The sequence below is a fragment of the Arthrobacter sp. Helios genome (assembly GCF_023167125.1).
In the GTDB taxonomy this organism is placed as follows: Bacteria; Actinomycetota; Actinomycetes; order Actinomycetales; family Micrococcaceae; genus Arthrobacter_B; species Arthrobacter_B luteolus.
Genome location: NZ_CP095402.1, coordinates 1712045 through 1735435 on the forward strand (window position 1 = coordinate 1712045; position 23391 = coordinate 1735435).

Genomic DNA, 23391 nt, shown 5'->3' on the forward strand with positions numbered 1-23391 from the left:
ACCCTATGTCCAAGTCCGCTCCCGCTCCGCTTCCGTTAAGGGATTAGTCCTCTTCGGCTGCCGGCGGAGCCGAGTGCTTGTAGTTCACCAACTCGGTCCAGATTCCGGCCTTGCGCTCGGCTTCCAGCTCTGCGCGGGCCGCTGCGCGGGCGTCCTTGCGCTTCTGGTGGTCTTCCCGCTTTTCGTTACGGGTCGGCCGGGCGAACTCTTCGATGCGGATGTCGGAACCGCGCGGCGAGGCAGCAAGCAGTTCAGCGCCGCCGATCATCGTCGGTTCCCAATCGAACACCACACCGTCGCCTTCGCCGATGACCACTGCGTCGCCGGGCTTGGCACCGGCCTTGAACAGCTGGTCCTCGATTCCCAGCTTCGCCAGGCGGTCGGCCAGGTAGCCCACGGCCTCGTCGTTGGTGAAGTCCGTCTGCTGGACCCAGCGCACCGGCTTGTCACCGATGACGCGGAACAGCGGTTCCAGGTTGCGCTCTTCGCGGCGGATGGTGAATCCACCCTTGCCGTTGACGGACCGGGGCCGCACAACCGGAGGTGCGATCCGCGGCGGAGCAGTCTCCACGGCCTTGCGGGCCTCGGAAACAATGGCCGCCATGGCGAATCCAAGTTCGCGCAGACCCTCATGGCTGGAGGCCGAGACCTCGAAGACCCGATAGCCGCGCTTCTCAAGTTCCGGCCGGACGAATTCGGCCATGTCGCGCCCGTCAGGGACGTCAACCTTGTTCAGGGCCACCAGGCGCGGACGCTGGTTCAGGGGTACCACGTCGCCGTCGGCGCCCGCGTAGCTCATGTCAACTTCGTACTTTTCCAGCTCGGCCTCAATGATGTCGAGGTCGCTGAGCGGATCACGGTCGGTTTCCAGGGCGGCGCAGTCCAGGACATGGACCAGGGCGGCGCAGCGCTCGACGTGGCGCAGGAAGTGGTGGCCGAGGCCCTTGCCCTCCGAAGCACCTTCGATAAGCCCCGGAACGTCGGCCACGGTGAAACGGACGTCGCCCGCCTGCACCACGCCGAGGTTGGGGATGAGGGTGGTGAAGGGGTAGTCGGCAATCTTCGGCCGGGCAGCTGACATGGCCGCAATCAGGGAGGACTTGCCGGCGGAGGGGAACCCGACGAGCGCAATGTCGGCAATGGACTTGAGCTCCAGGACAATGTCCCGCTCGTCTCCCGGGGTGCCGAGCAGCGCAAAGCCGGGGGCCTTGCGCTTCTGCGAGGAGAGCGAGGAGTTACCCAGCCCGCCCTGGCCACCGGCGGCAGCCACGTATTCGGCGCCCATGCCCACAAGGTCGGCCAGGACTTCGCCGTCCTTGGACTTGACCACGGTCCCTTCCGGAACCGAGAGGACGAGGGTCTCCCCCGTCTTGCCTGCGCGCCAGTCACCCATACCGGGGCCGCCGTTGCCGGCGTGGCGGTGCGGGGCGTGGTGGTAGTCCAGAAGGGTTGTAGTCTGTCCGTCCACGCGCAGGATGACGTCGCCGCCGTCCCCGCCGTTCCCGCCGTCGGGACCACCCAGCGGTTTGAACTTCTCGCGCTTTACGGACACACACCCATGGCCGCCGGCACCGCCCGAAACATGCAGTACAACACGGTCTATAAAGCTGGCCATGGTTCTCCTTGTTGAAAAATTTGGATCAAGCCAAGTCTACTCGGCTTAAAAAAGACGGTGGGGCGGGCCATCATGGCCCGCCCCACCGGAAAAGCTGTTTAGCCGGAAATTACTCGGCTGCTGCGACGATGTTCACAACGCGGCGTCCACGACGGCTGCCGAACTCGACAGCTCCAGCCTCAAGGGCGAACAGAGTGTCGTCTCCGCCGCGGCCAACGCCTGCGCCGGGGTGGAAGTGGGTGCCACGCTGGCGGACGATGATTTCGCCTGCCTTGACAACCTGGCCGCCGAAGCGCTTCACGCCGAGGTACTGTGCGTTGGAGTCGCGGCCGTTGCGAGTAGAGCTCGCACCTTTCTTATGTGCCATTTTCTAATCCTGCCTTTGCTCTGACTGATCTTGATGCCTAAGGTGCGGGCAATCCCGCGGTTCCGGCTCCAGTGATGGAACCGGCACGTAGGAATCAGGAGTTGATGGAGGTGACCTTGACCTTGGTCAGCGAGGAGCGGTAGCCCTGACGCTTCTTGTAACCGGTCTTGTTCTTGAACTTCTGGATAACAATCTTCGGACCCCGGAAGTTCTCGATAACTTCTGCCGTAACCGTAACCTTTGCCAGGTCCGCAGCGGCAGAGGTGACCTTGTCGCCATCAACCAATAGCAGGGCAGGCAGCTCAAAAGTGCTGCCGGCTCCACCGGGGACGCGGTCCAGGGTTACGAGGTCTCCAACGGAAACCTTTTCTTGGCGGCCGCCAGCGCGGACAATCGCGTACACCACTTGGGAACTCACTTCTCTCGACGTTTAATACTTGGATGCGCACTACCCCGGACCAGATATGTGTCCGGCTTGCGCCATGCAGTCACGCCCTTTACCGAAGAATGGCTTCGAAGGCGTCCGCACCGAAGTTCAAGGCTACGCTAAGGGACCCATTCGCTGCAAATGCACGGTTGTCTCCAGCGTGCCATCCAACCTCGGGAATCATCGGACGTCACTGCGCTGGGACTACTTTATAACACTTCCGCGCTGTTGCGCTGCACCGGCGCCCATCTGCCGGACAGAGCTGCCCAGAGACGCCCAGAGACGGCAGCAGGCTGCCGTCCGGTCCGGACGGCAGCCTGCTGCACTGGTCTTCAGTTCCGGGCCCAAGGCCGGAACTGAGCCTGCCTTACAGGTCGGAAGCCGGAACCCCGACTCCGAGGATCACCGGGACGGCAGCTTCGGTGCGCGGTTTGGCGGGCACCTGGGCGGAGACCGCCGTCGTGCTCCCCTGGGCAGCGGGTTCCGCGGTCTCTGCCTTGATGATTTGTGCGTCCGCGGAGCCCTGCGGGCTGCGCGCGGCGCGGCGCCGCCGCGGACGCTGCGGGGCCTCTCCGCCGCCGGGAGCGGCCGCAGCGGCCGGACCTGCAGCGGATGTCGTTCTGGCACTGTCCTGCGGCTCTGAACCGGCTGCAGCCTGCTTCCCAGCATCCGTTTCGCCGGACGCCACCGGAGAAACATCGTTGAATGCCTCCGTCAGGCTTTCCAGGGTCAGCTGGACCTCCTGGCGGACCGGGCGGCGGCGCTCCCTGCGGGGAACAACTACCGTCTCCCCCTGGATCCGGAGGATGGCACCGGCCTCTTCGGGTACGTCGTCGTGAGGCTCCTTGATGAGGGGCTTCTCTTCCGGCGCAGCGGGAGCGTCCTTGGCAGCAGCAGGAGCAGCCCCGGCTTCCGGAGTTCCTTCGGCGTCGTGCGCTGCGGCCGTGGCCGCGGCGATGGTGGCCAGCGCAGCCCGGGCTGCCTCCGCCTTCGCGGCGCGCTCAGCGTCCTCCGGCTGCGGCTCGTCAACCTTGGCCGGCTCAGCCGGTGCAGCTGCCTGCGGCTGCGGTGCCTGGTTCTGGTTCCGGTTGCGGCGCTTGCGCTCCCCGCGGGACTGCTTCTCCTGCTTGAGGTGCTGCTGGTGGTTGTCGTCAGAGACGGCATGCCCGGAGTGGCTGGTGCTGCGGCGGTGTTCCACGGGAATGTCATGGGTGATGACGCCGCGGCCGTCGCAGTGTTCACAGTTCTCGCCGAAGACCTCGAGCAGGCCGGTGCCCATCCGCTTACGGGTCATCTGGACCAGGCCCAGCGACGTCACCTCGGCAACCTGGTGCTTGGTGCGGTCGCGCCCCAGGCACTCGACCAGGCGCCGGAGCACGAGGTCACGGTTGGCTTCGAGCACCATGTCGATGAAGTCGATGACGATGATGCCGCCAATGTCCCGCAGGCGCAGCTGGCGGACAACTTCCTCCGCGGCCTCCAGGTTGTTCTTGGTGACAGTCTCTTCGAGGTTGCCGCCGCTGCCGGTGAACTTACCGGTGTTCACGTCCACCACGGTCATGGCTTCGGTGCGGTCGATGACCAGGGAGCCGCCGGAGGGCAGGAAGACCTTGCGGTCCAGTGCCTTGGCGATCTGCTCGTCGATGCGGCTGGCGGCGAAGATGTCCTCGTCCTTGGTCCACTTTTCCAGGCGGCCCACCAGGTCCGGAGCCACGTAGGTCACGTAGGCCTCGATGGTGTCCCATGCCTCCTCGCCGGAGACGATCAGCTTGGAGAAGTCCTCATTGAAGACGTCGCGGACCACCTTGATGGTCAGGTCCGGCTCACCGTAGAGCAGTTCCGGCGGGAGCGTCTTGGTGGACTTGGCCTTGGCCTCGATGTTCTCCCACTGCGCCCGGAGCCGGTTGATGTCGTTCATCAGCTCTTCTTCGGACGCGCCTTCGGCAGCGGTGCGGACGATGACGCCGGCGTTCTGCGGCAGGTGGTCCTTAAGGATCTTCTTGAGGCGGTTGCGTTCGACGTCGGGCAGCTTGCGCGAGATGCCGGTCATGGAGCCGCCCGGTACGTAGACCAGGTAGCGGCCGGGAAGCGAGATCTGGCTCGTGAGGCGGGCACCCTTGTGGCCGACCGGGTCCTTGGTGACCTGGACCAGCACGGAGTCACCGGACTTCAGGGCCAGCTCGATGCGGCGCGGCTGTCCATCCAGGCCGGCAGCGTCCCAGTTGACTTCACCGGCGTACAGGACGGCGTTGCGGCCGCGTCCGATGTCAACGAAGGCTGCTTCCATGCTGGGGAGCACGTTCTGCACCTTGCCGACGTACACGTTCCCGATCAGCGAGTCCTGCTGGGTGTTGGAGACGAAGTGCTCGGCGAGGACACCGTCCTCAAGGACACCGATCTGGATCCTGTCATCGCGCTGGCGGACGATCATCTGGCGGTCCACGGATTCGCGGCGGGCCAGGAACTCGGCCTCGGTGATCACGTGGCGGCGGCGGCCGGACTCGCGCGATTCGCGGCGGCGCTGCTTCTTGGCCTCCAGGCGGGTGGAGCCCTTGACACTGGTGACGCGGTCATTGACCGGCGGTTCAGCGTGAGCACGCGGGGCCCGCACACGGGTCACGGTGTTGGGCGGATCGTCGTCCGAGCCGCCGGTCAGTTCGAGGTCGGCATCTCCGCGGCGGCGACGGCGGCGGCGGCGGGAGGTTACGCCTTCTGCGTTGTCATCAGCCGTGGCAGTTTCGCTGCCTTCTTCGCCCTCGGTGCCGGCTTCATTTTCGGGCTTTGAGCGTCCCCGGCTGCGGCGCCGGCTCCGGCGGGAACGCCCACCATCCCGGCTTTCGTCGGTTTCGTCGGAGGAGTCCTCGGTATCCGAGTCCGTCCTGGCCTCCACCACGGGCTTGACGGCAGTGAGATCCGGGGCGTGGAAAAGCACCGACGTCGCGGATTCGGGGATTGCAAAGGGATTCAGCGCTGAGGAAGTCTCCTCCACCGCAGGGGCGGGCTCGCCTGCCGCAGCCTCAACCGGCGCTGCCGCTGTTTCGTCATCGTCCGGCGCTTCAGCCGGTGCCGGAGTTTCCTCGGTTTTGGCTGCTGCGGCGGGAGCCTCCGCCTTGCCCGGCTGGCCCGCTTTGGCCGTGGAACGGCGGCGGGTGCGCGGGGCGGCCTTGGCCGGGGCTTCCGCCGGATCTGCTGCCTCAGGGGCCGGGGTGTCAGAGCCCGGCGTGGTTTCAGAGTCCGGCGTTGCAGCGCCTGCTTCGCCGGCTGCAGGTGCTGCATCCAGGGCAGGTGCATCCGGCGCTGCGGCTGCGGGGGCATCGGCGCCAGCAGTGGCCACGGCCTTCTTTACGGGTGTGCGACGGCGCCGGACGGCCTTTGCGGGGGCCGGTGCGGTTTCTGCCGCATCAGCTGCCGCTGCTTCGACCGGTACGGCTTCCACTGCTTCAGCTGCGGCGGCTGGTGCTTCGGCACCGGTGGCACCGGTGTCTGCAGCGGCCGGCGAAGTTTCCGCAGCCGGCTTGCGCCGGGGTGCGCGGGTCCGTTTGGGTTTTTCCACCGGTTCCGGCGAGGAAGTATCCGCAGCGGGCGGATCAGCGGGAGTCTCCGGCTCGGTCACGGAAGCCGCGGCGGGCTTCCGCCTGGTCCGGGTGGCCCGCTTGACGGGCGCTTTCGCAGCAGGCTCCCCTGCTGCACCGGGAGCCGCAGCAACCGTTTCCGGCACCGCTTCGGCCGCCGGGGCGGCTTCTACTGCTTCTTCTGTTGTGCGTTCAGTATTCATATAAAGCTATGCTCCGGCCCCCGCGGCACTGGCCACATTCCAATGCCCGGAGGGCAATGTATCGGCTGTGCGGGGGCATCGCAGCCTGCGCCAGCCGGAAGTCGTCTAAATGTCATTCGAGGTCGCACCATCGTGAGGGCACGGCATCACTCGCAAGACCAGCGGCGCTTTTCCTGCTACCTGCTCGGAACGGCTATACGTTTGGGCTGTGGTAGGGCTGATCGGCGGATTCCCCTGCCCCATCCGGATTGATGGGTATTTCCTACCTGGGAAGCATCGCCGACAGCACCGGAAGCCTGTCGCTGGACCGTTGACGGAATGTGGTTCCGCCACCAGCCACAGCCATTATCTCACACGGAGGTCAAATCCGGACCTTTACACGGCATAGAATCGGACCACCGACACCTGTCCAAAGGAGCAACGCGTGCCTTCCAGCGCCACTCGCCCGCCCGCCCGAGACCAGGCCGCTTACCGCGGCGATGAGTCCGGCTTGGCCCGTTCCGTCCGCCAGCGCCCGTACGCGCTGCTGCTGCTCATCACATCCCTGGTGGGCTGGGCGGCGTCGGGCATCCTGGTGCTTGAACGGCTGCGGGTCTACGCCGACTCCAACTATGTCACGAGCTGCGACATCAGCCCCTGGGTCTCCTGCGGGACCGTTTTCCAGACCTGGCAGGCCGCTCTCTTCGGCTTCCCCAACCCGCTGATCGGCATCGTTGCCTTTGCGGTGACTACCACGGTGGCCATGTCAATGCTGGCCGGCGCGCAGTTCTCCCGCTGGTACTGGGTGGCAGTCCAAGCCGGCGTAACCGTAGGGATGGGCTTCGTGGTCTGGCTCTGGAGCCAGGCCCTCTTCGATATCTACGTCCTGTGCCTCTACTGCATCGTTGTCTGGACGGCGATGATCCCGCTGTTCGTCTTTACGACGGTGCGGAACCTCGCCCACGGCGTCATTCCGGCCCCCAAAGGCTTGGTCAACTTTGTCTCGGAGTGGGCGTGGGTCATCACTGCCCTGCTCTGGGTTTCCGTGGCGGCCTCGATCTTCTTCCGCTTTATGAATGCGTTCCTGGGCGGTTAAGCGCTTCCTGCCCTATCCGAGCGGCAGTGCCCAGCCCAGCACCACGGGTTCCCGCTGCCCTTTCCAGAGAGCGGCCAGGGAGGGAGGCGGCGCTGCCCGTCCCCCAAGGTCAAGGAGACGCACCACGGACAGTTCCCAGTCCCCCTGACGAAGCGTGGACGTTACCCAGCCCCCGGGTTCATGGTCGGGTGCTTCCACCAGTTCTTCGCCGTCCGGCATTCCGCTGCCCACCAGTTCCACGGTGGGTGCCAGTTCGCTGCCCACCCCGTCTTCCTCGACGTACAGCGGAGCCTGGTCCCTGCCGTCAATGACCGCAGCGGCGAATTCCTGCGTATAGACAGGATCTCCGCAGGCGTCGTAGACCCAGCGCCGGCCGAGGACTGAATGTTCCATGGTCCCGACCAGGAAGTCGTCGGCACCGGCCAGCGGGGCTCCCCGGTAGGTCAGGGGGACCTGGACGGTGTGGGAACCTGCCCGCACCAGATGCGTTTCGATGCCGATCTGGCCGGCCGGGTCGTCGAAACGGTATGCCCCCAGGGGCTCGGCTTCCACCGGACCGTCCTCCGGAAACCACGAGGCTTTCGGCAGCCATTGGGAGATGAGTTCCATTTTTCCGGGGCGCAGCTCGGCGCTGTAGATACGTGCCATGAAGCAAAGCCTAGGCCACAGGTGCGGCAAAGACACAGGAAGCCGGCACCCTTTGCGGGTGCCGGCTTCCTGCCGTCTTGCGCTGGATCCGGACTAGTTGCCGAACCAGATACCAATCTCGCGTTCTGCGGACTCTGCCGAGTCAGAACCGTGGACCAGGTTCTGCTGGACCTTCGTGCCCCAGTCCCGGCCGAAGTCGCCGCGGATGGTTCCCGGAGCGGCAGTGGTCGGTTCGGTGGTGCCGGCCAGGGAGCGGAAGCCCTCGATGACCCGCTGGCCTTCGAAGACCGCCGCCACGATCGGACCACTGAGCATAAACTCCACCAGCGGTTCGTAGAACGGCTTCCCGACGTGCTCTTCGTAGTGCGCCTCGAGCAGTTCCCGGGTGGCGTCCATCTTCTTCAACTCGGCCAGGGTGTAGCCCTTGGCCTCGACGCGGGCCAGGATGGCGCCGGTCAGATTCCGCTTAACGCCGTCTGGCTTGATCAGGACGAGTGTGCGCTCGGTGCTCACGCTTGGTATCTCCTTGAAGTTGGGGTTGGTCGGTGTTGCCTGCTCATAAGCCTAACTGCTGGCTTCGCCGGGTTCCTGCCCGGCGGTTTCTCCGCCGTGGCTGGCATCCCACTCGGCCTGCTCCCGGTCACGCTGCCGGTTTTCCCGGTCCAGACGCGCTCCGGTACGCAGCGCGTACCACCAGGTGCCGGCAAAGAGCGCACCGACCAGGAACATCATCGGTTCCAGGAACCCGGTGGCAATGATGGCCAGCTGCAGGATCCAGCCGATCCACGGGCCTGCCGGCTTGGACAGGAAAGCACAGGCAGCCACCAGCGCCGCGGCCAGCAGGATGCCCCCGGCCAGGATGGCCACGGGCGCCACCCGGTCCCGCTGCAGGCCGAAAACCGCCAGGGTGCCAAAGAGCACCACAAAGGCTTCCAGGCTCAGGACGGTGGACGCAAACATCACGCGGATGGACCGGCGCTTTTTGGGCATACCGGGACGCCATTCGCGCTGGGCCTTGGTCATTCGTGCCATGTGCTTACTTTCCGAGAAGGGTGCGCGCTTCCGCGACCACCGTGATGGAACCGATGATGAGCACGCCGCCGGCGAGGTCGTTGTTCTCCTCCGCCTTGGCAACAGCCCACTCGATCGCGTTGTCGAGGGCGGGCTCCACCTGGATGTCCGCGTCGGCGAAACCGGCGTCAACCGCGTCCTGGACGAGTTCCTCCGCAGGGATGGCCCGGGGCGAGCTGGACTGCGTCAGGCAGATGCCCGTGACAATGTCCCCCAGCGTTTCCCTGAGCTCGGTGAGGATTCCCACGGAATCTTTCTCCGCCAGAACGCCGGCAACAATGACCAGTGAGGAGAGGTTGAAAGACTCCAGCACCGCCTGGGCGCTGGCTTTTGCCCCGGCGGGATTGTGGGCGGCGTCCACAATGATGGTCGGCGCAGTGCGCACCACTTCCAGGCGCCCGGGAGACGTCACCGTCTGGAAGCCCGTGCGCAGGAGTTCAACATCGAGTTCCTTGGTTCCGCCGCCAATGAAGGCTTCCAAAGCCGCGACGGCGAGGGCGGCGTTCTCCGCCTGGTGCGCCCCGTGCAGCGGGACCAGCAGTTCCTCGTAACGGCCCGCCAGTCCGTTGATGGTCACCATCTGACCGCCTACGGCCATGGTCCGGGACTCGACGCCGAACTCCACCCCCTCAAAGCGGAACGGCACGCCCACCTCGTTGGCCTTCTCGAGCAGGACCTGGGCGGCCTCCACCGGCTGGGCCGCACTGATCAGGAAGCCGTTCTCCTTGATGATTCCCGCTTTTTCCAGTGCGATGTCAGCGACGTCGTCACCGAGCAGCTCAGTGTGGTCGAGGGAAATCGGGGTAACCACTGAGACCTGGCCGTCCCCGACGTTGGTCGCGTCGGTAATACCGCCCAGCCCAACTTCGATCACGGCCACGTCAACGGGTTCGTCGGCGAAAACGGCGAACGCCAGAATGGTCACGCACTCGAAGTACGTCAGCCGGGGCTCCCCGGCGGCGTCCAGCTCGGCGTCGACCATCTGCAGATACGGGTGGATTTCGTCCCAGATCCGCACGAAGGTCTCGTCCGTTACGGGTTCACCGTCAATGCTGATGCGTTCGGTGACTTTGCGCAGATGCGGGCTTGTATAGCGCCCGGTGCGCAGCCCGTAGGCCTGCAGCCCGCCCTCGATCAGCCGCGCCGTCGACGTTTTGCCGTTGGTGCCGGTGATGTGGATGATCGGGAAAGCCTTGTTCGGCTCGCCCAGGAGCTCCATGGCACGGAACAGAGGAGCCATGCGCGGCTCCATCTTGTTCTCCGGTGCCCGGCTGAGCAGCTCCGCATAAACGCTCTCGACGGAGAACCCGTCGATGGACCCCGAGGGGCTGTCCGCGTTGTTCATTAGATTTTCTCCACGGTTACATCGAAGGATTCGTCGCCGCCGCGGCTTGCGGCGGTGAGCACCAGGTCATCGGTCAGGGTTTCGGCCTTGATGAGGTCCGCATTGGCTTCCAGCGCTGCGGCCTCTTCGGCGCCGGTGGACACCGTGGTGCGGATCCGGTCGCTGATGTGCAGGCCTGCATCGCGGCGGGCCTGCTGGATCGCGCGGATCGCGTCCCGGGCGGTGCCTTCGGCAGCAAGCTCGGGAGTCACCTCGGTGTTCAGCACCAGGAAGCCGCCGCCGGGCAGGACTGCCACAGCCTTGGAGGATTCACCGTCGCCGGACTCCACCACGGTTTCCAGGGTGTATTCGTGCGGTTCCAGGGCCAGTCCCCCGGCGGTGACAGCGCCGTCGTCGGCCACCGACCAGTCGCCGGACTTGGCTGCCTTGATGGCTGTCTGCACGTTCTTGCCCAGGCGCGGACCGGCGGCCCGGGCGTTGACCACCAGTTTCTGCGTGATGCCGAACTCGGACGGGTCTGCTGCGCCGGCGTCGATCAGCCGGACCGACTTCAGGTTGAGCTCGTCGGCGATGATGGCCGCAAAGTGGCCTTCCAGCTTTTCAGCGTCCGGCGCCACAACCGTCATACCGGAGAGCGGCAGGCGGACGCGGAGGTTGGCGCCCTTGCGCAGCGACGAGCCAACTGAAGCGATCTTGCGGGTGAGGTCCATACGGGCCACCAGGTCCGCATCCCGCGGGAATGCTCCGGCTTCGGGCCAGTCGGTCAGGTGCACGGAACGCCCGCCGGTCAGGCCGCGCCAGATCTCCTCCGAGACCAGCGGCAGCAGCGGCGCAGCCACCCGGCAGACGCTTTCGAGGCAGGTGTAGAGCACATCGAAGGCCTGGGTGTCTTCGTCAAAGAACCGGCTGCGGCTGCGGCGGACGTACCAGTTGGTCAGCGTGTCCATGTAAGCGCGCAGCATCTCGCAGGCGACGGACACGTCATAGGTGTCCAGCGCCGTCGTCATATTCCGGATGAGGTCACCGGTGGCGGCCAGCATGTACTGGTCCAGGGGTTCGGTGGACTCGTGGCGCAGCGTCGCCTCGTAACCGGCGCCGTTGTTGGCAGCGTTGGTGTAGAGGGTAAAGAAGTGCCAGACGTTCCAGAGCGGGAGGATGACCTGCCGGACGCCGTCGCGGATCCCCTGCTCGGTGACGACCAGGTTACCGCCGCGAAGGATCGGGGAAGCCATCAGGAACCAGCGCATGGCGTCGGAGCCGTCGCGGTCCAGCACCTCGGAGACATCCGGGTAGTTCTGCAGCGACTTGGACATTTTCTGCCCGTCGGAGCCGAGGACGATGCCGTGGCTGATGACGTTGCGGAACGCCGGGCGGTCAAAGAGCGCCGTAGCCAGCACGTGCAGCGTGTAGAACCAGCCGCGGGTCTGGCCGATGTACTCCACAATGAAGTCGCCGGGGTTGTGGTGCTCGAACCAGTCCGCGTTTTCATGCGGGTAGTGCACCTGGGCGTAGGGCATAGAGCCGGAGTCGAACCAGACGTCCAGGACGTCCTCCACGCGGCGCATGGTGGACTGGCCCTCTTCCGGGGTGCGGGGATCATCCGGGTTCGGGCGGGTCAGTTCATCGATGAACGGGCGGTGCAGGTCCGGCTGGCCTTCCTTGTTCAGGGGCAGCCGGCCGAAGTCCGCCTCCATCTCCGCCAGGGAGCCGTAGACGTCGGTGCGCGGGTAGTTGGGGTCATCCGAAACCCACACCGGGATGGGGCTGCCCCAGTAGCGGTTGCGGCTGATCGACCAGTCGCGGGCGTTTTCCAGCCACTTGCCGAACTGCCCGTCCTTGACGTTCTCCGGGATCCAGTTGATCTCCTGGTTCAGCTCGACCATACGGTCCTTGATCTTGGTGACCTCCACGAACCAGGAGGAGACCGCCTTGTAGATCAGCGGGTTCCGGCAGCGCCAGCAGTGCGGGTAGCTGTGCTCGTAGCTGGCCTGGCGCAGCAGCCGGCCTTCGGCCTTGAGTTCGCGGGTGATCGGCTTGTTCGCATCAAAGACCTGCAGGCCGGCGATCTCGGACAGCGGGCCTTCGCCGAACATGGGCAGGAACTTGCCGCCCTCGTCCACGGAGAGGATCACCGGGATGCCGTTGGCTTCGCAGATCTTCTGGTCATCTTCGCCGTAGGCCGGAGCCTGGTGGACGATGCCGGTGCCGTCGGTGGTGGTGACGTAATCGGCCACCACCACGCGCCAGGCGTTGGCGGTGCCCCACTTCTCAGCATCGGTGTAGTAGTCCCACAGCGGCTGGTAGCGCAGCCCTTCGAGTTCCTTGCCGGTGTGCACGGAGGTGACGGAGGCGCGGGCGGAATCGGCGTCGTCGTACCCCAGGTCCTTGGCGTAGGAAGCGACCAGGTCCTCGGCGAGGAGGAAGCGGGCTTCGCCTGCCGTTTCCTGATCCAGCATCGTGCCGTTGGGGCCGGCGGGGACGACGGCGTAGCGGACGTCCGGTCCGACGGCGAGGGCCATGTTGGTGGGCAGCGTCCACGGCGTGGTGGTCCAGGCGATGGCGTTGACGCCCTCAAGCTCCGCGGAGAGCACGTTGTCTCCGGCGAGCAGCGGGAACGTTGCCGTGACCGTCTGGTCCTGGCGCATCTTGTAGACGTCGTCGTCCATGCGCAGCTCGTGGTTGGAGAGCGGCGTCTCGTCCTTCCAGCAGTACGGGAGCACCCGGAAACCGCTGTAGGTCAGGCCCTTTTCATGCAGGGTCTTGAAGGCCCAGATGACCGACTCCATGTACTCGACGTTGAGCGTCTTGTAGTCGTTGTTGAAGTCCACCCAGCGGGCCTGGCGGGTGACGTAGTCCTGCCACTCGCCGGCGTACTTCATGACCGAGGCGCGGCAGGCATCGTTGAACTTGTCGATGCCCATCTTCTCGATCTGCACCTTGTCGCTCATGCCCAGCTGCTTCATGGCTTCCAGCTCGGCCGGCAGGCCGTGCGTGTCCCAGCCGAAGCGGCGCTCCACGCGGTGTCCGCGCTGGGTCTGGTAGCGGGCCACCAGGTCCTTGACGTAGCCGGTGAGCAGGTGTCCGTAGTGCGGCAGGCCGTTGGCGAAGGGCGGACCGTCGTAGAAGACGAACTCGTTGGAGCCGTCCTTCCCGGCGGGCCGGGCGTCAATGGAGGCCTGGAACGTGCCGTCCTTGTCCCAGTACTTCAGAACCCGTTCTTCGAGTTCCGGAAACTTCGGTGAGGACGCTGCAGCTTCGGCGGCATCGCCGGTGGAGGCCTTGGGGTAGATCTGTGGCATATTCGTCATCCTGGTAGCGGCAAGTAAATCTGGCTCGTGTAAAACAGGATGCGAGGGCGAGTCTCCGTCTTTGGCTGACGCCGGAGGAAACCGCGGTACCACCTCGCTTGCCGCCGTCGTGCGCCTGTGGATCTGGTGTGTTCCTGGTGCGCGCCGGCTGCCGCTCGTTGACTGCTGTGACGGGCTTACCCGTCCGGTTCTACTGGGTGCCGCCCCGTCCGTGAGACAGGGTGGCGCTTTTCTTCCGGAAGCTCACCGGTGATAGCCGGGTCTAAGCTGCTTGGGCCAGTTTAGGCCACCCCCGGGGCGGATGTCGAAGCCACCTCGGGCGGGATGGCGCGGGACTTCCGCTAGCGGCGGATCACCTTGTGCTGCGCTGCCTGGGCGACGGGACGGATCACGACCTGGTCCAGGTTGACGTGATGCGGAGCATTGAGGGCATACGCCATCACGTCTGCGACGTCCTCGGCCGTGAGCGGCTTGCTGACTCCGGCGTAGATCTTTGCGGCGGCCGCTGCGTCACCGAGGCGGTTCACGGCGAATTCCTCGGTCTTCACCATTCCCGGCAGGATCTCGATCACCCGCACGTTGTGTTCCGCTTCCTCGAGCCGCAGCGCCTGGGCCATGGCCTCTTCGCCCGCCTTTGCGGCGCAGTACCCGGCTCCGCCTTCATAGGCGGCGAGCGCCGCAGTGGAGGTCAGCATCAGGATCGAACCGCGGCCGTTTTCCCGGAGTGAGGGCAGGAACACCTGGGTCACGTACAGCGTGCCAAGAACATTAACGTTGTACATGCGGGTCCAGTCTTCGGGATTGCCGTCAGCGACGGAGTCCATGCCGAAAGCGCCTCCGGCGTTGTTGACCAGGGCATCCACTCCTCCGCCGGCAAGGACTGTCCGGGCCATCGCGTCCACGGAGGCCTTGTCCGTGATGTCGCAGGTAACCGTCTGCGCGCCGGTCTCTTCCGCCAGCTCCCGGAGCCGGTCCTCCCGCCGGGCCACGGCGACGACGTCCCAGCCCGTGTTCCGCAGCGCGCGCACTGCCGCTGCACCAATTCCCGAGCTGGCTCCGGTTACGACCACGCGCTTTTTCGTCATGGCGCCACCCTATCGGCTCCCCTTTCGTGGTCTGAATCAGGAGTCGTGCTGTTGCGCAGGGGCGTGGGGCTGGGGTGGCGGCGTGGGGTGGCGGGCAGTGCTGGGTGGCTGGGGCGGGGTGGCGGGGCGGGCAGTGCTGGGCGGCTGGGGTGGCGGGCAGTGCTGGGTGGCTGGGGTGGCGTGGCGGGGCAGTGCACTGGTGATCGGTGGTTGGCGGCCTGTTGTGGATGGCGGCGGCCGCCCAGTTTCCACCGACGTTACGGGAGTGACGGAAGGGTCGGTCGGGCCGGCCGGGCCGGACTTCGGGAGAGTCCGCGACACGCGTTCCCACTCTAGGTAGCCTCCTGTGGCAAATGAGGTCACACCCGTCACTCCAGGCAACAAACGGTGGGAACCAGTGTCGCCCGGCGATCGTCGTGGCAGAGTCAGGCGGTCGTCGAGACGTGCCCCCATCCTGAGAGGGTCACCATGCGAAGGGGTAGTAACGGGTCCGGCCGGAGCGAGAGGAGTAGTGACCGCCGGTTCGGCCGGAACGGGAGCGCTGGCCCGGCCGTCGGACCGGGCCAGCGGTCAGGTGCTGGGCCGGGGGCAGCCGGGCCCGTCCGCGCCGCCGTGATCGGATTCTGAGAGAGTCCGCGACACCCGTTCCCACTCTAGGTAGCCTCCTGTGGCAAATGAGGTCACACCCGTCACTCCAGGCAACAAACAGTGGGAACCAGTGTCGCCCGGACATCCTGGACGTGGTCCGGTGCCGGGTCAGCCGGAAGCACCGCTGCCCTCCGTCCCACGGCCCCGCGCTACTTAGGACTTCCGGCCCTTAGCGCCGTCCGGACCAGGTGCAGGAATCGGTCAGGCGAGTAGAGCACAAGCTCCGCGGTGACCCGCAAGGTCTCATATCCCGACGACGTCGCCGCGTTCCAGCGGCTACGGTCCCGGCGGTACTGTTCCCGGCTGCTGTGGAAGCTATAGCCGTCTATTTCCAGGATCAGCCGCCCCTCGACCAGGAAGTCCACACGGCCGATGCCCGGCAGGAATACTTCAGGCTCAGCAGTTAGGCCCGTGGTCCGTAGCCAGTATTCAGCGCAGACTTCCAACGGAGAGGACGCATTTCCCCTTACCTGCTCCAGCAGACCCCTGATCTTCCAATCCTTGGGCCCGCGGAAAGCCTCCCTTAACTCGCCCAACCTCACCTGTCTCCCGGCGAGCGCCGACTCGGTGATAACCAGGGCCTCAATGGGCGGCAGGCAACGAAGGGCTGCCACTACCACCTGCTGCCGGGGAGCAATGAGGCGAACGGCAAGTCTCGGCCCCCGGTGGGCCACCATGCCGGCGATACCTCTTCCGCTGTCGACGCAGACGTGAAGTCTGTCCGGGCGTTTCAAGACCCACCATCCAAGCACATCCGCCGCAGACACACAGGTCAGCGAAACACCCGCCCGGGCCGCAGATAACAGCTCCTCTGGCGCCCCCTTCACGGCAAACGTTCCCCGGCCGGCGTAACGGATAGCGCCCGAGTGCACCGCACGCTGGACCTCTGCACGCTTGAAGCCGTTTGCAGCGAAGACTTTATGGCGGATGACGCCGTGATGCGCCCGGACAAACGCCTCGACTCGGTCCATACGGAACACCTTCAGTCAGCTCTGAATAACCGTTCCGAGGTGAATCCCGACTGTGAATAAGTCCGCTGCCCCGCTGGCCGGTGGAGGAATAGACGGCTGGGAAACCGCGCGGACCCCCGCCTCAGCGCGGACACCCCACCCCCGGCCCACCCCAGTCCAAGCCCCGTTACACGCCCCTCCCCCCAGCCCGCTACTCCCCCAACCTCCCCAGCACATAGTCCCGAAGCACCGCTGCCTCGTTCTGCTGCTCATTCCGCGCAGCGAAGAGCAGAACGGTATCCGGCCGGGACCGGCACTCCGCAGCGAAAGAACCAGCCGCCGGATTCTCCGACAGCTCCTGCAGATAGCGCTCGCTAAACCCTTGCCAGCGTTCCGGCCGGTGCCCAAACCACCGGCGCAGACCGGTGCTGGGCGCCACGTCCTTCAGCCAGTCGTCCAGCTGGGCACGTTCCTTCGATACCCCGCGCGGCCAGAGCCGGTCCACCAGGACCCGGAAACCGCCGTCGGGCTCCGCATAGATCCGCCGGATCCGGACGGTGGGAGTTTCTGCCTCCATAAGCCGGATGCTAATCCCCACTCAGCCGCAAAGGAAGCCCGCCCAGCAGGGTCCACAACGGCCGACACAGATGCTGAACCAAAGGCCGCACATGGGACAATAGGGAGCATGGCTGAAAATACCCCGGGCACAGACACGCCCGCACCCGTCACCGTTTCCGTTCCTGACAAGCCCGCCCTGGAGGGGCTGGAAGAGTCCCTGAGCCGCCGCTGGCGGGAAGAGGGAACCTACGCCTTCAACCCGGACACGGTCCGGGAAGAGGTCTACTCGATCGACACTCCCCCGCCGACGGCGTCCGGCTCGCTGCACGTGGGACACATGTTCTCCTACACGCAGACCGACGTGCTGGCCCGCTACCAGCGGATGAAGGGCAAGAACGTCTTCTACCCGATGGGCTGGGATGACAACGGCCTGCCCACCGAGCGCCGCGTGCAGAACTATTACGGTGTCCGCTGCGACCCGACCAGGCCGTACGATCCGGACTACCAGCCGCCGGCCACCGCGCCGAAGAACCAGCGCGACTTCGACGTCGTCTCCCGCCGCAACTTCATCGAACTCTGCGAAGAACTGGCAGTCGAAGACGAAAAGGTCTTCGAGAACCTCTTCAGCACGCTGGGCCTCTCCGTGGACTGGAACCGGACCTACCGGACCATCGATGACCATTCCCGTGCCGTCAGCCAGCGTGCCTTCCTTGAGAATCTGAAGGCCGGCGACGCCTACATGGCCGAAGCCCCGACGCTCTGGGACGTTACCTTCCGCACCGCCGTCGCTCAGGCTGAGCTCGAGGACCGCGAGCAGCCCGGCGCGTACCACCGGATCAGCTTCCACGCCCCCGACGGCGAGAAGATCCTGATCGAAACCACCCGCCCGGAACTGCTGCCCGCCTGCGTGGCGCTGGTGGCACACCCCGACGACGAGCGCTACCAGCGCCTGTTCGGCACCACGGTGAAGTCCCCGCTCTTCGACGTTGAGGTTGAGGTTAAGGCCCACCCGCTGGCGAAGCCGGACAAGGGCTCGGGCATCGCCATGATCTGTACTTTCGGCGACCTGACCGACGTGACGTGGTGGCGCGAGCTGAACCTTCCCACCCGCGCCGTGATCGGCCGTGACGGCCGGATCCTGGCCGACACCCCGGACTGGATCGAGACTCCGTCGGCCAAGGAAAACTACGCTGCCCTCGCCGGCAAGACCGTCTTCAGCGCCAAGGAAACCGCGGTTGAGCTGCTGCGCGCCAGCGGTGACCTGGACGGCGAGCCGAAGAAGATCACCCACCCGGTGAACTTCTTTGAAAAGGGCGACAAGCCGCTTGAGGTTGTCACGAGCCGCCAGTGGTACATCCGCAACGGCGGCCGCGACGCTGACCGCCGGGAACGGCTGATTGCCCGCGGCAAGGAAATCGACTTCCACCCGGCCTTTATGCGCTCCCGCTACGAAAACTGGATTGAAGGCCTGAACGGTGACTGGCTGGTCTCCCGCCAGCGGTTCTTCGGCGTTCCGGTCCCGGTCTGGTACCCGCTGGATGCCTCCGGCAACCCGGACTACGACAACCCGATCCTGCCGGCGTTCGAGTCCCTTCCGGCCGATCCGGCCGCGGACCCTGCACCGGGCTACGAGGAGTCCCAGCGCAATCAGCCCGGCGGATTCATCGGCGACGCCGATGTGCTGGACACCTGGGCCACCTCCTCCCTGACCCCGCAGATCGTGGGCGGCTGGGGTGTTGATGAGGATCTCTTCGCCAAGGTCTTCCCGTTCGATCTGCGCCCGCAGGGCCACGACATCATCCGGACCTGGCTGTTCTCCTCCGTGGTCCGCGCCGATGCGCTGCAGCACGCCGCCCCCTGGAAGCACGCCGCGATCTCCGGCTGGATCCTGGACCCGGACCGCAAGAAGATGTCCAAGTCCAAGGGCAACGTGGTGGTCCCCACCGATGTGCTCAACGACTACGGGTCCGACGCCGTCCGGTACTGGGCTGCCTCAGCCAAGCTCGGTGCGGACACCGCGTATGAGATTGCCCAGATGAAGATTGGCCGCCGCCTGGCCATCAAGCTGCTCAACGCCTCCAAGTTCGTGCTGAACCTGGGTGCCACCGAGGCCAACGTGGTCACCGGTGACACCTCCGTGATCACGAACCCGCTGGACAAGTCGCTGCTCATCCAGCTGGTGGACGTCATCAACAACGCCACCAAGGCGTTCGAGAGCTACGACTACGCGCGGGCCCTGCAGATCACCGAGTCCTTCTTCTGGTCCTTCACCGATGACTACGTGGAGCTGATCAAGGACCGCGCCTACGGAGCTTCCGGGGACGCCGAGCAGGCCTCCGTCCTCGCAACACTCGCGACGACGCTGGACTCCCTGCTGCGCCTGTTTGCCCCCTTCCTTCCCTTCGCAACCGAGGAGGTCTGGAGCTGGTGGCGTGCCGGTTCCGTGCACCGCGCTGCCTGGCCGTCTGCTGACGGCCTGGCCGGTGGGGCAGCCGGCGCGGACGCAGCTATCCTCGGAACCGTTGCCCAGGCCCTGGGCGGCATCCGGAAGGCGAAGTCCGAAGCCAAGGTCAAACAGCGCACCGAGGTGCTGACCGCCACGGTGACGGCATCCGCACCGCAGGTGGAACGCCTCCGGGCAGGGCTGCCGGACCTCCTGGCTGCGGGCAATGTCCGCAACCTGGACCTGGTGGCCGGCGACGGCGAACTTACCGTCAGCGGCGTCGAGCTGGCTCCCGCGGAATAACACCAGCACCCGAACGCAAAAACACCCGGCCGGAGAAATCCGGCCGGGTGTTTTTGCGCTCCGGCCCGCGGTTCACCGGCCGCATACGCAGCTGAGACCGGGCCTGAAAAACCGGTTCGTACGGCCTGCAGCGCACAGGTTAAGCATCCTCCGGCCCGGAGGCAAATCGGCGGGCGCCCCGGAGAAGCACCGCGAAATACGGCACAGGAAACGTCGCTATCTTTAAGACAGTGCCCGCCCCTACAGGGGCCAGTGCCGCCCTTCGAACCGTCTTCCGGCCCCGCCTGATCCCGTTCCGCTTGTGCTGCACTCCGCCGTGGCCCGGCCCGTATCCGCACCGCTGCGAACCACGAACCGGACAGCCAGGACGGGGCACTGCACCACGGGATCCACGGTCCCCCAGCTGGAACCTCAACGAAGCGGAGAAGTTATGCCCACCAAAATCATCCTGGACTGCGACCCCGGTCATGATGATGCGGTCGCCCTGCTGCTGGCACACGGCAGCCCGGAGATCGAGCTCCTGGCGGTGACCACCGTCGTCGGAAACCAGACCCTGGAAAAGGTGACCCGCAACGCGCTGGCAATTGCCCGTGTCGCAAATATCACAGGTGTCCCCTTCGCGGCAGGCAGCCCGCGTCCGCTGGTGCGGACGATCGAAAACGCTCCGGACATCCACGGCGAATCCGGGATGGACGGTCCCGAACTGCCCGAACCGGCCATCGAGCTGGATCCGCGGCACGCCGTCGACCTGATCATCGACACCGTGATGGCCCACGAACCCGGCACCGTCACGCTGGTGCCCACCGGCGGGCTGACCAACATCGCGCTGGCCGTGCGCAAGGAACCGCGCATCGCCGAACGCGTGAAGGAAGTTGTCCTCATGGGCGGCGGCTACCACGTGGGCAACTGGTCCGCGGTGGCCGAGTTCAACATCATCATCGACCCCGAGGCCGCGCACATCGTTTTCAACGAAAAGTGGCCGCTGACCATGGTCGGCCTGGACCTGACCCATCAGGCGCTGGCCACGGACGAGGTAGCCGGCCGCATCGCCGCCGTTGGCACCAAGCCCGCGAAGTTCGTCGGTGAGCTCCTGGAGTTCTTCGGCAAGACCTACAAGGACGCGCAGGGCTTCGACTTCCCGCCGGTCCACGACCCGTGCGCCGTGGCCTACGTGATCGACCCCTCCGTTATGACCACCCGGCGCGTTCCCCTGGACGTGGAGCTGACCGGCACCCTGACCCTGGGCATGACGGTGGCGGACTTCCGTGCCCCGGCGCCCGATGACTGCACCACCTCCGTCGCCGTCGACCTGGACCACCAGAAGTTCTGGGACCTGATCGTGGACGCGCTGGATCGGATTGGCGAGGTAGACCTGTGAGCAAAACATCCCAGCGCCGCGTGAACGTGGCAGTGCTGATGACAGCACTGCTGGCCGCCTGCGTAGCCTTCCAGCTGAACGCTTCCATGCTGTCCCCCGCCCTGGTCACCATCGAGGAAGAGCTGAACACCACCTCGGCCGCAGTTGGCCTGAGCCAGACGGCGTTCTTCACCTCCGCGGCATTGTTCTCCCTGTTCCTCCCCCGGCTCGGTGACATCATCGGCCGCAAGAAGGTCCTCGGCGGGATGCTCGTGATCCTCACCATCGGTTCAGTGGTTGCCGCCCTGGCACCGAGCATCGAAGTCCTGTTTATCGCCCGCCTGATCCAGGGCGTGTCCGGTCCGGTGGTTCCGCTGGCACTGATCATGCTGCGGGTGGAAATCCGCGAACCGAAGCTCTACGGCACCCTCATGGGCGTTATCACCGCCGTCAACGGCGGCATCGCCGGAGTTGACGCCCTGGCCGGCGGCTACCTGGCGCAGAACCACGGCTTCGCCTCGGTCTTCTGGGCCATGGCGGCGGTCGGTGCCATCGCATCGGTACTGCTGCTGGCGCTGGCTCCGGAGTCCACCGCAGAGAAGAAGGAAAAGATGGACTGGGTGGGTGTGGTTCCCCTGGTCATCTCCGTTGGCACCCTGCTCACCGCCTTCAACGAGGCCGGCAAGCTCGCAGCGGCCAACTGGCCGCTCGTCACCGGGCTCATCGTTATCGCCGTCATCGCCTTTGCGGTCTTCTGGAAGGTGGAGAACCGCAGCGACCATCCGCTGGTGGCCACCCATCTGCTCAAGCAGCGCTCCACCTGGTCGCTGCTGCTGACGACGCTGCTGACCATGACCGGCGTGTTTGCCGTGATGAACGGCATCATTCCCGCACTCGCACAGGACGGCGCCATGGGCTTCGGCATGGGCGCCGAAGAGTCCGCGTGGTGGACACTGACCCCGTACGCCATCGCCGGACTGGTGATGGGTCCGATCGCCGGCCGCCTCGCCGCTACCTGGGGCTACGGCAAGGTACTCCGGATCGGCATGATCGGATCCGTGATCGCCCTGGCGCTGATGCTCCTGGTGGTCGGCAGCGACTCGAAGCTCGGGCTGCTGGGCGTGTCCCTGCTGGTCGGCATCACCTACGCCGGCATTGGCAACATCATGCTCAACGGCCTGGGCATTGTGCTCTCCCCCAAGGAGAACCCCGGCTTCCTGCCGGGCCTGAACGCCGGCGCCTTCAACCTCGGTGCAGGACTGAGCTTTGCGGTGATCTACGCGGTCAAGACGGCGACCACCGCTGCGGACGGCTCCGGCACCGAAGGCTACTACGGCGGTATTATTACCGGTCTGGTGATTCTGGTGCTGGCCCTGGCCGCGTCCTTCCTGATTCCGAAACCGGTCGACGCTGAAGTTCACGCCGAGACCGCCACCGCCACCCGCTGATCCCCTCAAAGGAGAGTCCTGCGCATGTCCGCCGGAAAAGTTGTAGTTGTTGGCTCGCTGAACGCTGACCTCACTGTCCGCACTGAGCGTTTCCCCTCCCCGGGCGAAACGCTGGGCGGCTCTGAGCTGGTTATTGTCCCTGGCGGCAAGAGCGCCAATCAGGCGGCCGCAGCGGCCATCCTGGGCGCCAAGGTCCGGCTTTTCGGTGCGGTCGGGGCCGACGGGCACGGCGACCTGCTGCTGAAAGCGGCTGCCGAGGCCGGTGTTGATGCCTCGCGGGTTCTGCGGCGCCCGGACACGGCCACGGGCACAGCCATGATCGTGGTGGACGCCGCCGGGGAAAACACCATCATTGTTTCCCCCGGCGCCAACGGCACGCTCAGCGGGGCCGATCTGCCGGCCGGCTTGTTCGACGACGCGGCCGTGCTCTGCCTGAGCCTGGAGGTGCCGCTGGAAACGGTGGCCGCCGCAGCGAAGGCAGGGCATCAGGCGGGCGCCGCCGTCCTGCTGAACCTCTCGCCGTACCGTGAGGTTCCCGCCGAATTGCTGGCGCTCACCGATGTGCTGCTGGTCAACGCGCATGAGGCCGCCCAGGTCTCCGGCGTGGCTGATCCTGCCGCTGACTGGGAAGCCGTCATCGAGGCCTTCGCCGGCCTGGGTGTTAGCCGCGCCGTCATCACACTGGGCGGGGACGGCGCCGTCGTTCTGGACGGCACAGCTGCCGGTGAAGACCGTATTGTGCAGATAGCTCCCGTCCGGGTGAGCGCGGTGGACACCACAGGCTGCGGCGACGCGTTCACGGCGGCCACCGCCGCCCGGCTCGCGGCCGGCGACCCGCTGCCCGCGGCTGCCGGGTTTGCCGCCAAGGCCGGTGCGCTGGCGGCGACGCTTCCGGGCGCGCAGTCCTCCTACCCGGCACTGGCTGCCCTCGCCGGCTAGCCCCGCCTGCGGACAGTGCAGGCTTTACG

At 66.0% G+C, this 23391-nt stretch carries 17 protein-coding genes; 5 read left to right on the plus strand and 12 right to left on the minus strand.

What is annotated here, in order from left to right:
- Positions 1-43: 43 nt before the first annotated feature.
- The 4 genes from obgE to ArtHe_RS07670 all read right to left on the minus strand — a co-directional run bounded on the left by obgE (position 44) and on the right by ArtHe_RS07670 (position 6184).
- Positions 44-1615 carry a GTPase ObgE gene (gene obgE / locus ArtHe_RS07655; protein WP_248319468.1) on the minus strand — a complete coding sequence of 524 codons (1572 nt, stop codon included), beginning with the start codon at positions 1613-1615 and terminating at the stop codon, positions 44-46.
- A gap of 109 nt (positions 1616-1724) precedes the next feature.
- Complete coding sequence (gene rpmA / locus ArtHe_RS07660) at positions 1725-1982, minus strand: 50S ribosomal protein L27 (RefSeq protein WP_066297244.1); 258 nt, start codon at positions 1980-1982, stop codon at positions 1725-1727.
- A gap of 94 nt (positions 1983-2076) precedes the next feature.
- A complete protein-coding gene (gene rplU, locus ArtHe_RS07665; RefSeq protein ID WP_066297243.1) occupies positions 2077-2388 on the minus strand; it encodes a 50S ribosomal protein L21 in 312 nt (103 codons plus the stop codon).
- 388 nt (positions 2389-2776) lie between these two features.
- Positions 2777-6184: an Rne/Rng family ribonuclease gene (locus ArtHe_RS07670; RefSeq protein ID WP_248319469.1), complete on the minus strand. Its 3408-nt coding sequence runs from the start codon at positions 6182-6184 to the stop codon at positions 2777-2779.
- A gap of 490 nt (positions 6185-6674) precedes the next feature.
- Here ArtHe_RS07670 and ArtHe_RS07675 point away from each other — a divergent pair, with 490 nt between their 5' ends.
- A complete protein-coding gene (locus tag ArtHe_RS07675; RefSeq protein ID WP_248319715.1) occupies positions 6675-7259 on the plus strand; it encodes a vitamin K epoxide reductase family protein in 585 nt (194 codons plus the stop codon).
- A 12-nt stretch (positions 7260-7271) separates the two neighbouring features.
- Here ArtHe_RS07675 and ArtHe_RS07680 read toward each other — a convergent pair whose 3' ends face one another.
- From ArtHe_RS07680 to ArtHe_RS07715, 8 genes are all read right to left on the minus strand, one after another.
- Complete coding sequence (locus ArtHe_RS07680; protein ID WP_248319470.1) at positions 7272-7907, minus strand: hypothetical protein; 636 nt, start codon at positions 7905-7907, stop codon at positions 7272-7274.
- 93 nt (positions 7908-8000) lie between these two features.
- The gene (ndk, locus tag ArtHe_RS07685; RefSeq protein ID WP_066297233.1) at positions 8001-8420 is read right to left on the minus strand and encodes a nucleoside-diphosphate kinase; all 420 of its coding nucleotides are present in this window, start codon (positions 8418-8420) and stop codon (positions 8001-8003) included.
- Positions 8421-8471: 51 nt separating this feature from the next.
- Positions 8472-8939, minus strand: coding sequence for a DUF4233 domain-containing protein (locus ArtHe_RS07690; protein WP_248319471.1), 468 nt, complete (start codon positions 8937-8939; stop codon positions 8472-8474).
- 4 nt (positions 8940-8943) lie between these two features.
- On the minus strand, positions 8944-10323 hold the full coding sequence (locus ArtHe_RS07695; RefSeq protein WP_248319472.1) for a folylpolyglutamate synthase/dihydrofolate synthase family protein: 1380 nt from the start codon (positions 10321-10323) through the stop codon (positions 8944-8946).
- On the minus strand, positions 10323-13631 hold the full coding sequence (gene ileS, locus ArtHe_RS07700) for an isoleucine--tRNA ligase (RefSeq protein WP_248319473.1): 3309 nt from the start codon (positions 13629-13631) through the stop codon (positions 10323-10325). The genes ArtHe_RS07695 and ileS overlap by 1 nt, the downstream gene beginning before the upstream one ends.
- A 341-nt stretch (positions 13632-13972) precedes the next feature.
- Positions 13973-14716: an SDR family oxidoreductase gene (locus tag ArtHe_RS07705; protein WP_248319474.1), complete on the minus strand. Its 744-nt coding sequence runs from the start codon at positions 14714-14716 to the stop codon at positions 13973-13975.
- 797 nt (positions 14717-15513) lie between these two features.
- Positions 15514-16335, minus strand: a complete 822-nt coding sequence (locus ArtHe_RS07710; protein ID WP_248319475.1) for a DUF559 domain-containing protein — start codon at positions 16333-16335, stop codon at positions 15514-15516.
- Between the two features lie 190 nt (positions 16336-16525).
- Positions 16526-16891 carry a DUF488 family protein gene (locus tag ArtHe_RS07715; protein WP_248319476.1) on the minus strand — a complete coding sequence of 122 codons (366 nt, stop codon included), beginning with the start codon at positions 16889-16891 and terminating at the stop codon, positions 16526-16528.
- A 108-nt stretch (positions 16892-16999) separates the two neighbouring features.
- On the opposite strand from ArtHe_RS07715, the gene valS reads away from it, so the two are divergent.
- The 4 genes from valS to ArtHe_RS07735 all read left to right on the plus strand — a co-directional run bounded on the left by valS (position 17000) and on the right by ArtHe_RS07735 (position 23362).
- On the plus strand, positions 17000-19618 hold the full coding sequence (gene valS, locus ArtHe_RS07720) for a valine--tRNA ligase (RefSeq protein WP_248319477.1): 2619 nt from the start codon (positions 17000-17002) through the stop codon (positions 19616-19618).
- Positions 19619-20048: 430 nt separating this feature from the next.
- On the plus strand, positions 20049-20996 hold the full coding sequence (locus tag ArtHe_RS07725) for a nucleoside hydrolase (protein WP_248319478.1): 948 nt from the start codon (positions 20049-20051) through the stop codon (positions 20994-20996).
- Entirely contained in the window at positions 20993-22423 is a 1431-nt protein-coding gene (locus tag ArtHe_RS07730; RefSeq protein ID WP_248319479.1) for an MFS transporter, read from the plus strand. Before ArtHe_RS07725 ends, ArtHe_RS07730 begins: the two co-directional genes overlap by 4 nt.
- Before the next feature lie 24 nt (positions 22424-22447).
- Positions 22448-23362 (plus strand): ribokinase, encoded by a 915-nt coding sequence (locus tag ArtHe_RS07735; protein ID WP_248319480.1) that lies wholly within the window; start codon positions 22448-22450, stop codon positions 23360-23362.
- Positions 23363-23391 lie beyond the last annotated feature (29 nt).

Bases quoted from the DNA above. Each gene is read 5' to 3' on its own strand.
- obgE (WP_248319468.1), bottom strand. From the start codon at position 1,615: ATGGCCAGCTTTATAGACCGTGTTGTACTGCATGTTTCGGGCGGTGCC.
- rpmA (WP_066297244.1), bottom strand. From the start codon at position 1,982: ATGGCACATAAGAAAGGTGCGAGCTCTACTCGCAACGGCCGCGACTCC.
- ArtHe_RS07670 (WP_248319469.1), bottom strand. From the start codon at position 6,184: ATGAATACTGAACGCACAACAGAAGAAGCAGTAGAAGCCGCCCCGGCG.
- ArtHe_RS07680 (WP_248319470.1), bottom strand. From the start codon at position 7,907: ATGGCACGTATCTACAGCGCCGAGCTGCGCCCCGGAAAAATGGAACTC.
- ArtHe_RS07690 (WP_248319471.1), bottom strand. From the start codon at position 8,939: ATGGCACGAATGACCAAGGCCCAGCGCGAATGGCGTCCCGGTATGCCC.
- ArtHe_RS07695 (WP_248319472.1), bottom strand. From the start codon at position 10,323: ATGAACAACGCGGACAGCCCCTCGGGGTCCATCGACGGGTTCTCCGTC.
- ileS (WP_248319473.1), bottom strand. From the start codon at position 13,631: ATGACGAATATGCCACAGATCTACCCCAAGGCCTCCACCGGCGATGCC.
- ArtHe_RS07705 (WP_248319474.1), bottom strand. From the start codon at position 14,716: ATGACGAAAAAGCGCGTGGTCGTAACCGGAGCCAGCTCGGGAATTGGT.
- ArtHe_RS07710 (WP_248319475.1), bottom strand. From the start codon at position 16,335: ATGGACCGAGTCGAGGCGTTTGTCCGGGCGCATCACGGCGTCATCCGC.
- ArtHe_RS07715 (WP_248319476.1), bottom strand. From the start codon at position 16,891: ATGGAGGCAGAAACTCCCACCGTCCGGATCCGGCGGATCTATGCGGAG.
- valS (WP_248319477.1), top strand. From the start codon at position 17,000: ATGGCTGAAAATACCCCGGGCACAGACACGCCCGCACCCGTCACCGTT.
- ArtHe_RS07725 (WP_248319478.1), top strand. From the start codon at position 20,049: ATGCCCACCAAAATCATCCTGGACTGCGACCCCGGTCATGATGATGCG.
- ArtHe_RS07735 (WP_248319480.1), top strand. From the start codon at position 22,448: ATGTCCGCCGGAAAAGTTGTAGTTGTTGGCTCGCTGAACGCTGACCTC.